Here is a 3,038-nt window from a genome sequence, read left to right as displayed (position 1 = left end):
GGCGTTTCATCGGTACCGTGTTTGTGTGGTAACTGCACTTTACCGGCTTCTATGGCTCCGCAGCTACCTTATTCACGCACCAAAGCCTTTTACCTTAAGACTCTGGTTTAAGAGACATGACCAGCCATTTCCACTAACCAATCTATAAACTTCAGAATCAGCACTTCTTTCGGGTGATTTTCTAGATACACTGCTGAATAGTTAAACCCGTCTAGCATCACATTGAGGGGTTGCACAAGAAAACCTAACGCTACATCATCTGCAACATGAACAGTGCTGCATAATGCTATACCTTGACCTGCGATCGCTGCTTGAATGGCTAAACTTTCTTCGTTAAATTTCAGTCCGTGGTCGGGGACAACAGTGTTCAATCCCGTAGCGCTAAACCAGTTTTTCCAATCAGGAGCATCGATTCCAAAGTGAATCCACTCAAAATGCAGCAGGGGATAATGCACGACATCATCCGGTTTTCTAATTGGATGGTTGTTCTCCAACAAACGTGGACTACAAATGGGCACGAACCTATCAGACATCAGCGGGCGAACTGCTAGTCCTGGATAATTCCCTTTGCCGTAGCGAATGGCTAAATCGACTGTTTGCCGCTGTAGATTTACCACATCGTTTGAGGTTTGTAGTCGTAGATCAATTTCAGGATGCGTCCGTTGAAACTCAGCTAAACGAGGAACTAGCCACTTAGCTGCAAACACCGTTGTCACGCTTACCGTTAACGTCGTGGATATTGGAACTTGCTTTAATTGGGTAATCGCCTCAGCAATTGAATCCAAGCTTTCACGTACAACCGGATATAAAAGTTGACCTGCTTCTGTCAGCGACAGAGGGCGAGGACGTCGGCGAAACAAAGAAACTTCCAGGTAATCTTCTAGTAATTTGATTTGATGGCTAATTGCCGTCGAGGTGACATCCAGTTCTTCAGCCGCTTGCTGAAAACTCAGATGCCGCGCTGCCACTTCAAAGGTATGCAAAGCGTTAAGTGGGGGAAGCGATCGCATCGGCTTGTGGGTGAATTTCTTTCATCTTAAGCCTGAATATATTGAATTTGCAATATTCCTCTATCCCTTGTTATTCTTCAAATTAAGGGAATAAAACAGGTTTTCAATCGCTCAAGACCTGCATAAAACTCATCTAAAGCTACGTATCTAAGCAAACTCCTTGGGTGTGTCTCAACTAAACAATCGCGTTTGTGTGTGCAGTGAACATTGTGCTCAGCGAAGTCTGTTGGATTTTGGAGCATTGAAAACAGGTCACTCTTCCTATTTCAAGGAACTTTTACAGCTTATCAGGAGGACTATCATGTCTGACACTCTATCCATTGGTGGAACAGCCAATATTCGCGCGATCGATGCGACGAATTTTTCTGTTGCAATGACTGGAGTTTTTGATGGTGGTGTTTATGCTAAAACTACCTCAGCCACTGACTCTCCAGATGACAAAAAGCACCACCATCACTGAATCGATCGTAACAATGATGGAAGCCAGCTTAGCCCCCATTCAAGCACTTACGGCATCCTCACTGTCCAACACTTTCTACCGGAACCCGAAGCCTGGTTCCCTCCCCCTTCTTAGAAACTTACAATCATGGCTACTATTCTAAAAATTGACGCCAGCGCGCGTGTCACTCGTTCCCTGAGCCGGGGATTAACGACGGCTTTTACACAACAATGGTTGAAGTCTCGACCTAATGATACTGTCATTACACGCGATGTAGGACTGAATCCACCACCAGTCGTGAGCGAAGCCTGGATCGCCGCTGCCTTCACTGCACCTGAGAAGCGTGCGCCTGAACAACTGGAAGTGCTTAAGATTTCTGATCAACTGATTGATGAACTGGAGGCTGCTGCTGTCATTGTGATCGGTACACCGATGTACAACTACGGTATGCCAGCATCTCTGAAAGCCTGGATCGACCAGGTGATTCGGATTGGACGTACCTTTTCCTTTGATTTGGCGCGTGGTGAACAGCCAATCGAACCTATTTTGATTGGCAAGACTTTAGTGATTCTATCTGCATCAGGAGAAGGTGGATTTAAACTTGGCGGTGCTAATGCGGCAATAAACCACCTTGATCCTCACATTGTGGTTGCCTCAAGACTGTTTGGAGTTAGCAAACACCACGTTATTCGAATTGAATACCAGGAATTTGGGGACGATCGCCATCAGAAATCGATTCAATCGGCCTATGGGGCAATTCCAGACTTGGTGCAACAGATCACACAAAAGATAAAAGATTAAATCGATGATGACAACTCAGCCAGATGACAAATCTGCCATCCAGGCGTTGATTAATTCACAGTTTGCTAGCTTGAACTGGTCAGCCGACCAGACAGCTCACTGGGCAGCCTTTGAAACAGGGTTTGTGCCAGAAACTCAGTTATTTCCTGTCTGTAGGACTTTGAATACGGGTCTCATAAGCTAATCAGCATTTAAATTTCCAGACCGATTCATGGCCTGACTGGGTTTCAGCGCACAAATCCTGCAACTTGAATGTACATCAGCTTAAAAGCAGGCCATATAACGTTGCCAATCACCCGCCGCAGATAACCTCAAACTCCCAAGCGATAACCTCTCGACGGTCGTTGTGCATTGGGGTTGTTATGCGGCAATCGCAATTGATTAGCTCAAAAACAAAGCATACATTGAGACTTACATCTGTAACTTAGAGCTTCTTGAAGTATCTAGCGACTGGCCACAACTTGAAGCCCACCTTCTCATAGGTGTGGCGGGCCGGGGCATGACCGGGATCACCTCCAGTATCAACCATAGCAATAGACATCCCCGCATCTTTCATCCAATCAAGAGCGCGTTCTATCAGAGCGGCACCAATGCCGTGACATTGAAAGTCTGGATCGACGGCGACCATGTAGACTTCACCCATGCTGTCCTCTGAGTGTAGTTTCACGGCTACGAAACCCACTGTAGAATCCGTATCGATAGCAACCCATACATTTGTGTCTTCTGCAGCGCAGACACCCTCGACAGCCTCCTGCTGGCTCACACGCCAATTATCGGAATAGAACGCC

5 protein-coding genes are annotated in these 3,038 nt (G+C 46.4%); 3 read left to right on the top strand and 2 right to left on the bottom strand.

The genetic code is table 11. From position 1 onward, the window contains the following. Nucleotides 1-107: 107 nt before the first annotated feature. Complete coding sequence (gcvA, locus tag DXZ20_RS00825) at nucleotides 108-1,010, bottom strand: transcriptional regulator GcvA (RefSeq protein WP_163695743.1); 903 nt, start codon at nucleotides 1,008-1,010, stop codon at nucleotides 108-110. 301 nt (nucleotides 1,011-1,311) lie between these two features. On the opposite strand from gcvA, the gene DXZ20_RS00820 reads away from it, so the two are divergent. From DXZ20_RS00820 to DXZ20_RS00810, 3 genes are all read left to right on the top strand, one after another. After that, complete coding sequence (locus tag DXZ20_RS00820) at nucleotides 1,312-1,470, top strand: hypothetical protein (protein ID WP_023074577.1); 159 nt, start codon at nucleotides 1,312-1,314, stop codon at nucleotides 1,468-1,470. A 126-nt stretch (nucleotides 1,471-1,596) separates the two neighbouring features. Continuing rightward, nucleotides 1,597-2,250, top strand: a complete 654-nt coding sequence (locus tag DXZ20_RS00815) for an FMN-dependent NADH-azoreductase (RefSeq protein ID WP_163668598.1) — start codon at nucleotides 1,597-1,599, stop codon at nucleotides 2,248-2,250. A gap of 4 nt (nucleotides 2,251-2,254) precedes the next feature. Next, nucleotides 2,255-2,434 (top strand): hypothetical protein, encoded by a 180-nt coding sequence (locus tag DXZ20_RS00810; protein ID WP_163695740.1) that lies wholly within the window; start codon nucleotides 2,255-2,257, stop codon nucleotides 2,432-2,434. Nucleotides 2,435-2,674: 240 nt separating this feature from the next. Here DXZ20_RS00810 and DXZ20_RS00805 read toward each other — a convergent pair. After that, nucleotides 2,675-3,038: GNAT family N-acetyltransferase (locus tag DXZ20_RS00805; protein WP_163696552.1), on the bottom strand; the 364-nt coding region annotated here is incomplete at its 5' end.

This window comes from Adonisia turfae CCMR0081 (assembly GCF_011009555.1).
Taxonomy (GTDB): Bacteria; Cyanobacteriota; Cyanobacteriia; order Phormidesmidales; family Phormidesmidaceae; genus Leptothoe; species Leptothoe turfae.
Note: the sequence above shows the minus strand (reverse complement) of the source record. Positions and strands in the feature narration are given on the sequence as shown.